Origin of the sequence: Candidatus Caccoplasma merdavium (assembly GCA_018715595.1) — a bacterium.
Taxonomy (GTDB): Bacteria; Bacteroidota; Bacteroidia; order Bacteroidales; family UBA11471; genus Caccoplasma; species Caccoplasma merdavium.
On sequence record DVLI01000001.1, the window covers coordinates 42,919 to 50,879 of the forward strand.

8 protein-coding genes are annotated in these 7,961 nt (G+C 54.6%); 5 read left to right on the forward strand and 3 right to left on the reverse strand.

Translation table 11 applies throughout. The features are described 5' to 3' along the window. Positions 1–39: 39 nt before the first annotated feature. From IAD09_00165 to IAD09_00175, 3 genes are all read right to left on the reverse strand, one after another. Complete coding sequence (locus IAD09_00165) at positions 40–750, reverse strand: UMP kinase (GenBank protein ID HIT80652.1); 711 nt, start codon at positions 748–750, stop codon at positions 40–42. 609 nt (positions 751–1,359) lie between these two features. Then, positions 1,360–1,773: a nucleoside deaminase gene (locus IAD09_00170; GenBank protein ID HIT80653.1), complete on the reverse strand. Its 414-nt coding sequence runs from the start codon at positions 1,771–1,773 to the stop codon at positions 1,360–1,362. Positions 1,774–1,823: 50 nt separating this feature from the next. Next, a complete protein-coding gene (locus IAD09_00175; GenBank protein HIT80654.1) occupies positions 1,824–2,534 on the reverse strand; it encodes an SIMPL domain-containing protein in 711 nt (236 codons plus the stop codon). A gap of 134 nt (positions 2,535–2,668) precedes the next feature. Between IAD09_00175 and IAD09_00180 the strand changes: the two genes are divergently transcribed. The 5 genes from IAD09_00180 to IAD09_00200 are packed head-to-tail and all read left to right on the forward strand — an operon-like array spanning position 2,669 to position 6,758. Next, positions 2,669–3,037 (forward strand): YraN family protein, encoded by a 369-nt coding sequence (locus tag IAD09_00180; GenBank protein ID HIT80655.1) that lies wholly within the window; start codon positions 2,669–2,671, stop codon positions 3,035–3,037. 6 nt (positions 3,038–3,043) lie between these two features. Continuing rightward, positions 3,044–3,439, forward strand: a complete 396-nt coding sequence (locus IAD09_00185; protein HIT80656.1) for an MmcQ/YjbR family DNA-binding protein — start codon at positions 3,044–3,046, stop codon at positions 3,437–3,439. Further along, positions 3,429–4,175, forward strand: a complete 747-nt coding sequence (locus IAD09_00190; GenBank protein ID HIT80657.1) for a biotin--[acetyl-CoA-carboxylase] ligase — start codon at positions 3,429–3,431, stop codon at positions 4,173–4,175. Before IAD09_00185 ends, IAD09_00190 begins: the two co-directional genes overlap by 11 nt. A 5-nt stretch (positions 4,176–4,180) precedes the next feature. Next, entirely contained in the window at positions 4,181–5,443 is a 1,263-nt protein-coding gene (locus tag IAD09_00195; protein HIT80658.1) for a zinc-dependent metalloproteinase lipoprotein, read from the forward strand. A 1-nt stretch (position 5,444) separates the two neighbouring features. Then, positions 5,445–6,758 carry an MATE family efflux transporter gene (locus IAD09_00200; GenBank protein ID HIT80659.1) on the forward strand — a complete coding sequence of 438 codons (1,314 nt, stop codon included), beginning with the start codon at positions 5,445–5,447 and terminating at the stop codon, positions 6,756–6,758. The last annotated feature ends 1,203 nt before the right edge of the window (positions 6,759–7,961 follow it).

Sequence of the window (7,961 nt, forward strand, 5' to 3'; positions counted from 1 at the left end):
ATAAACGATTTTATCGAATTGACAACACCTGCCGCCCCATCAATATACAAGGGTGCCGATGTTTTCGCCGGTCATCACCTTTTTGAGATTGCCCACCGTGTCCATATCAAAAACGATGATGGGCAGGTGATTTTCCTTGCAGAGCGTGGTAGCGGTGAGGTCCATCACTTTGAGGCCGCGATTGTAGATTTCATCGTAGGAAATCTTATCGAATTTCGTGGCGGTGGGGTCTTTTTCGGGGTCGGCCGTGTAGATGCCGTCGACACGCGTACCTTTGAGCATCACCTCGGCGCCCACCTCGATACCGCGCAAGGCCGAGGCCGTATCGGTCGTAAAGAAGGGGTTTCCCGTACCACCCGAAATGATGGCTATCTCACCGTGTTGCAACGAGTCGATGGCCCGGGCCGGGCTGTAATGTTCGCCTATCGGGTGCATGGGAGTGGCGGTGTAGACACGGACCCGCTGGCCGATGGATTCGAGAGCCGAGCTCAACGCCAAGCTGTTGATGACCGTGGCCAACATACCCATCTGGTCGCCCTTCACACGGTCGAAACCGCGCGAAGCACCGCTCAGTCCTCTGAAAATGTTCCCTCCGCCGATGACAATGGCTATTTCGATACCAAGGTCGGCGATTTCCTTTATCTGTCGGGCATACTCTTGCAAACGAGTTTCATCGATGCCGTACTGTTTTTTACCCATGAGGCTCTCGCCACTGAGTTTCAAAAGAATGCGTTTATACGGTTGTGCCATAATTATTGTGTTGTTTCTGTTTATCGGCAAAGATAATGAAAGGCAAGCGCAGAAGCAAATGAGAAAAGGAAGTTTTCAGATTGGCATGTCCGAACCACCCTGTCATCTACAAAGATAGCGAAAGGTTAGCGCAAAAAAACAAAACTTGTGTAAGATTTTTTGCCGAGCCACCGCATTTGTCAGTCCGGGCGCAGCCCCAAAATCCAATCCTTTATGAAGAAAGAGTCGTTTCCACGGTAACGTTCCATACCAAAGGCTGCAAACCTTGGATTTCCCGTCAAGCGGGGAATGACAGAGCCCTCACCCTTCAAGTGAAAAGGGAGAAGGGGGACAAAAGGGAAACACGCAAAGACACGCAAATAGGAAAAAGGGAAAACCGCCCTTATCGGGCCGGGAGGGCGGCAGCCGAGAGCGGAAAGAGGGCGAGGAGTGTGTGAGCGCAGCGAGTTCCGCAGCCCCCGAGCGAGGCGTCGGCGTCCGAGCGAAAAAGCCCGATACCGGGCGGCGGTTCTTCTTGGTTCGTTCTTCTCACCGAAGAGAAGAATGAACAAGAAACGCCCCTTGGATTCCCCATCGAGTGGGGAATGACAATGCCATGTGCGAGGGAACTTATCGTCTTTCCTTGAAAAATTCAGTGAGAAGCCCGGCGCACTCCTCTTGCAGGATACCGTGTGTTACGCCGGTTTTGGGGTGCAGGGCTGCGGCGGCAAAGCGGCGGTACCCCCGTTTCTCGTCGCCGGCACCAAAAACGAGCCGTCCCATTTGGGCCCAGCCTATGGCACCGGCGCACATCACGCAGGGTTCGAGCGTGACATAGAGCGTGCATTCGGGCATATACTTCCCGCCCAAGACGTCGGCGGCAGCCGTGATGGCCTGCATCTCGGCATGTGCCGTGACGTCGCGGAGTGTCTCGGTGAGGTTATGAGCCCGGGCTATGATGCGGTCTTTGTGTACAATAACCGCCCCTACGGGTATCTCACCCCGGTCGCGGGCGGCTTGGGCTTCGGCCAGGGCTTGTTGCATATAGTACCGGTCGCGTTGTGCGACCGACGGCTGTTGATTCTCCACGGGCGTCAGTCTTTCAGATAATAATCGATGGTGGTTACGACGCGCACCTGCTTGATGTATGGCGTGTTGTTGTCACGGTCACTGATGACGAACTGGCCTTGATTGGCTCGCCGTATCTTGCCCAACTTGCTGTCGGAGTCTTTGGCAAATTTCTCGGCGGCATTCCGGGCGGCCACCGTAGCCTCTTCAATCATTTCGGGTTTGATGTCGTTGAGGCGAGTAAACTCATATTGTGTCGTGTAGCGGTAATCGTCTCCGGTGATGGCCACCCCTTTTTTCAGCAGGTCGGCTTGCCGGGTGATGAGTTGCCGCACCTTGTCGACTTGTCCCGAAGAGACGGTAATGATTGAGGTTACGTTGTAGCGGTAGTTTATCTCGTTGCTGTTGACGTAACGTTCGGCACGCATGTCGATGATTTGGGGGGCGGCAATCGAAATTTCGGCCTCTGTTATCCCGTTTTCTTCGAGGAAATCGCACACGATACCGTTCTTCCGGTTTATTTCATTGTAGATGCTTGTCATGTCGTTACCGATTTCCTTGAACACCAGCGGCCATATCACACGGTCGGCATTGACCTCGCGTTCGGCGAGACCCTTGACGGTAACGATGCGGTCACGGTCTTTGACGGTGATGATGCCATAACTGAGGATTGCTCCCATGACGATGAGGCCGAGGCCGATGCAGAGCCCCGACAGGGCTTTGTTGAAAGTTTTCATGACATTGTTTTTTATCGTTTGGGACAAATATACAATAATGGATTTGATAACGGGCTTTTGCCCCGTTAATTTTTATGGTAAAGACAAATTGATTATTTTTGTTGGCAAGAACCGATGATATTCGACACCACGACATGGCACGACACAACGAGACGGGAAAGAGCGGTGAAGAACGAGCTGCGGAATATCTCCTTGCCCGTGGGTATGTCGTGCGCGATGTCAACTGGCGCAACGGCAAGTATGAACTCGATATTGTGGCTTGCAAGGACAATGTTCTGGTCGTTGTAGAGGTCAAGACCCGCACTTCGCTCGAATTCATGCGGCCCGAGGAGGCCGTGACACCGGCCAAGTGCCGCCGCATCATCGACGCGGCCGATGCCTATGTGCGCCATTTTGACTTGCCCCATGAGGTGCGGTTCGATGTCATTGCGTTGGTGAAGAAACCCGATGGCACCTATGATGTAGACCATATCGAAGATGCCTTTTTCCCGACATTGCGTTGAATGATTATGGATATAGAGACCTTGCGTGATTTTTGCCTTTCATTGCCGGCGGCGACCGAATGTTTCCCGTTCGACGAGAATGTCTTGGTTTTCAAGGTGGGGGGAAAGATGTTCCTTTTCACCGATTTGAGCGCGGTCGATACATTGGCCAATGTCAAGTGCGACCCCGACCGCGCCCTTCTCTTGCGCGACCGTTATGACTATGTGCAGCCCGGTTATCACTGCAACAAGAAATATTGGAACACGATCGATTACGGGCGAGCTCGCGATTGCGAGATGGAGGCGTGGATATGCCATTCTTATCTCGAAGTGGTGCGCAAGTTCCCCCGACGCGAGCAGCCGTTCTATTTCGACGCCCTCCGAAACATTTACCCGCAATACAGTGAAGCGTATGACCGATGAACATCTGATATATCTGCCCGAGACCGATTCGACCAATGCCGAGATGCGCCGCCGCCTCGCGCTTAATGCGGCACTGCCGCATGGTACGACGGTGTGGACCGATTTCCAGTCGGCCGGCCGGGGACAACAAGGCAACAGTTGGGAGAGCGAGCGGGGGAAAAATGTGCTTTTCAGCGTCTTGCTGCGCCCTTCCGCAATGGCGGCCACCCGCTCGTTTGTGCTCTCACAACTGGTCTCGCTCTCGATTGTCGAGGTGTTGAGCCGCCATATTCCCAGTGTCACGGTGAAATGGCCCAACGATATCTATTGCGGGGACAAGAAGCTGGTGGGCATTCTCATCGAGAACGACATGCAGGGTTGCGAGGTGTCGCTCTCGATTGCCGGCATCGGAGTGAATGTCAACCAGACGCTCTTCCGCTCGTCGGCACCCAACCCCGTTTCGATGGCTCAGGTATCGGGCGCACCCCTCGACCGCCGCAGATTGCTCGACGAGCTTGTCGACACGATTGCGGCAGCCATTGCCGGCTACACTCCCGGCGACGATGAGGCCGTCACGGAGCGATACCGCGAGATACTCTATCGGGGCAGCGGGTTTTATCCTTATTTCGACGTGCTGGCGCAAGAACCCGTTTACGCCGAGGTCGTGAAGGTGGAGCCGTCGGGTCGCCTCACGTTGCGTACCGATGCCGGAGAAGAGCGAAGTTACCTATTCAAGGAAATTCAGTATATAATATGAGAAGAATGATGAAAAATATCGCTTTATATGTAGTGGCGGCCTGGTGCGCCGTTGTGCCGCTGAGTCTTGTCTCTTGTTCGAACCAGGAAGAAGTCGAGCAGGTGAAGTCCGAAAAATCATACACGCTCGATGAAGGAGAGAACCAACTCGTCGTGGAGATACCTTGCCGCCAGGCGTGGACGATTACGGGAGCCAGCGAGTGGTGCGTCCCCTCGACGACTTCGGGTCGAGGAAAGACATCTATTTCGGTAACTGTTGAGTCAAACGGCAGTGAGGAAAACCGCACCTGCACGTTGCTGGCCGTCTCGGACGATACCCGGCATACCATAAAGATAACCCAGTATGGCGCCGGAATCATTACCCTTCCGTTGGTGTTCCATGTCTTGTATGACGACGAGACCGATTCGTTGCAGTACCTCGATCCCCGGCGGCTGGGCGTACTGCTCGAAACAGCCAACGACTGTTATGCCGGAGCCTTTGGCGGCGAGAACCTGCGGGTGAAACTGGCCTTGGCCACCGAAACACCGGCAGGTGAAGCAATGGCCGTCGCCGGGGTGGAATATGTGTTGCGGGACAACGCCGAGATGAACTGTGACGAGTTTATGTACGACAATTCCGGCAAATACGTCAAACTGTTGTGGGATCCCAATCGCTACATCAATGTCATGTGCTATCCTTTCTCGTCGGACCTCGACAATGAGAATGGTGTTGTGCTGGGTATTTCACACTTCCCATATACTACAACCGAAGCTTATCTTCCCGGACTGACAACCGTTCCTTATGAATATTTGACCCTTGAAAATTTACAATATCCCTATTGCGTCTCACTGAACAGCCGATATATATACGATGAGAGTATGCACTATACGTTGCCCCATGAATTGGGACACTACTTGGGGTTGTATCACGTCTTTTCCGAAGATGATAACGAGGCCATGTGCATCGACTCCGATTATTGCGACGACACACCGAGTTACAATCGTGAAGATTACTTACGATACCTCTCTTGGGCCTCGATGCATCTCCCCTATGATGCATACCTTTCCGAGGCACAGTTGCGGGAAGGGTGCAGCGGCGAGCAGTTCCGCTCGGTCAATGCCATGGATTATAACTACGGTGCGCAGAACCAGTTCACGGCCGACCAGCGTACCCGCGTGCGCCACGTCTTGCGGCACAGCCCTCTGCTGCCTACCGAGCATAACGGTTATATACAGCGCAGTACCTTGCACGACGGGCCTCTCGACCTGCCTATCGTAACCATGAAATAATATGCGTCGGGGCGAAGGGCACAGAGAGATTTTGCGCATAGCCTTGCCGGCCATCGTCTCCAATATCACGGTGCCGCTGCTGGGTCTTGTCGATGTGGCCATTGTGGGCCATCTCGGCTCTCCTGCCTATATCGGCGCGATAGCCGTGGGCGGCATGCTCTTCAATATTTTCTACTGGGTATTTGCCTTCTTGCGCATGGGAACGAGCGGATTGACTTCGCAGGCCTACGGCCGGCACGACCTCGACGAGGTAACGCGCTTGCTGGTAAGGGCCTTTGGCGTAGGTGTGATGGTTGCCCTGCTGCTCATCGTCTTGCAATATCCGTTATGTCGCATGGCGTTTCTTTTTATCGAGGCCACTCCCGAGGTCGAGCGTCTGGCCTCGCTCTATTTCCACATCTGCATTTGGGGGGCTCCTGGCGTACTGGGGCTCTATGCCTTCTCGGGTTGGTTCATCGGTATGCAAAATTCGCGTTTCCCCATGTGGATAGCCATTACGCAGAATGTGGTGAACATTGCGGCCAGCCTGTTGCTGGTCTATGTCGTGGGGTTGAAGGTCGAAGGGGTGGCGTTGGGTACGCTCATTGCCCAATATGCCGGATTCCTGATGGCAATAGTTCTGTGGCGGCGGTTCTATAAGCCGTTGCGCCGGCGCCTCGACTGGCGGGCGTCGTTGGGAAACAAGGCGGCCATGACTGCCTTCTTCAAGGTGAACCGCGACATCTTCTTCCGCACCCTCTGCCTGGTGGCCGTGACGCTCTACTTTACCTCGGCCGGAGCCTCACAAGGGGAGGTCGTGCTGGCGGTCAATACGCTGCTCATGCAGCTTTTTACCCTCTTTTCTTATGTGATGGACGGGTTTGCCTATGCCGGCGAAGCCTTGGCCGGGAAATATATCGGAGCCCGCAACGAAACATCGCTGCATCGCACCGTGCGGCAGATTTTTGCGTGGGGGGGCGGATTGGCGTTGCTCTTTGTCCTCCTCTACGGAGTGGGGGGCGAGGCTTTTCTCTCGTTGCTTACCGACGACCGCTCGGTGATAGCGGCTGCCGACACTTATTTTTATTGGGCCTTGCTTATCCCGGTGGCCGGCTTTGCCGCCTTTATGTGGGACGGCATCTACATAGGTGCCACGGCCACGCGGGGCATGCTGCTGTCGATGTTTGTCGCATCACTGCTTTTTTTCGTCATTTATCTCTCGGGACGTGCCACCTATGGCAACCATGCTTTGTGGGGAGCCTTTATCGTCTACCTCTTCTCCCGTGGTGCGGTGCAGACGCTGCTGGCACCAAAAGTCTTGCGTGTCATGAGATGAAATACCCGGCTCGATGCCGAATCCGTAACAACACAGTCGTGTCTTTCACGACTATTTGCCATTTCCATTTTCTGTCTGTCATTTCCGTTTTCTGTCATTCTCCGCTTGACGGGGAACCCATGAAGGACTTTTCTTGTTCATTCTTCTCTTCGGTGAGAAGAACGAACCAAGAAGAACCGCCGCCCCGTATCGGGCTTTTTCGCTCGCTCGCCGACGCCTCGCGCGGGGGCTGCGGAACTCGCTGCGCTCACACAGTCCTCGCCCTCTTTCCGCTCTCGGCTGCCGCCCTCCCGGCCCGATAAGGGCGGTTTCCCCTTTTCCCCTACTTGTGTGTCTTTGCTTGTTTCTCTTTTGTTCCCTTCACCTTTTTATTTGAATGGGGGCATTGTCATTCCCCGCTCGACGGGGAATCCAAGGGTTTTTTCTGTTCATTCTTCTCTTCGGTGAGAAGAACGAACCAAGAAGAACCGCCGCCCGGTATCGGGCTTTTTCGCTCGGACGCCGACACCTCGCTCGGGGGCTGCGGAACTCGCTGCGCTCACACAGTCCTCGCCCTTTTTCCTCTCTCGTCTGCCGCCCTCCCGGCCCGATAAGGGCGGTTTTTTCTTTTCCCTATTTGTGTGTCTTTGCTGGTTTCCCTTTTGTTCCCTTCTTACTTCACTGGATTCCTGCTCGACGGGGAATCCACGACGGCGGTTCTTTTTCCCTTATCGGGAGACTTTGCCTTTTTCCTTTTTCTCCCTTATCGCTTGAAGGGGGGAGACTGTCATTCCCCGTATGATGGGGAATCCATGGGGTTTTTTGTTCATTCTTCTCTTCGGTGAGAAGAACGAACCAAGAAGAACCGCCGCCCGGTATCGGGCTTTTTCGCTCGCTTGCCGACGCCTCGCTCGGGGGCTGCGGAACTCGCTGCGCTCACACAGTCCTCGCCCTCTTTCCGCCCTCGGCTGCCGCCCTCCCGGCCCGATAAGGGCGGTTTCTCTTTTTTCCCTATTTGTGTGTCCTTGCTTGTTTACCTTTTGTTCCCTTCACCTTTTTATTTGAATGGGGGCATTGTCGTTCCCCGCGTGACGGGGAATCCAAGGGGCTTTTTTGTTCATTCTTCTCTTCGGTGAGAAGAACGAACCAAGAAGAACCGCCGCCCGGTATCGGGCTTTTTCGCTCGGTCGCCGACGCCTCGCGCGGGGGCTGCGGAACTCGCTG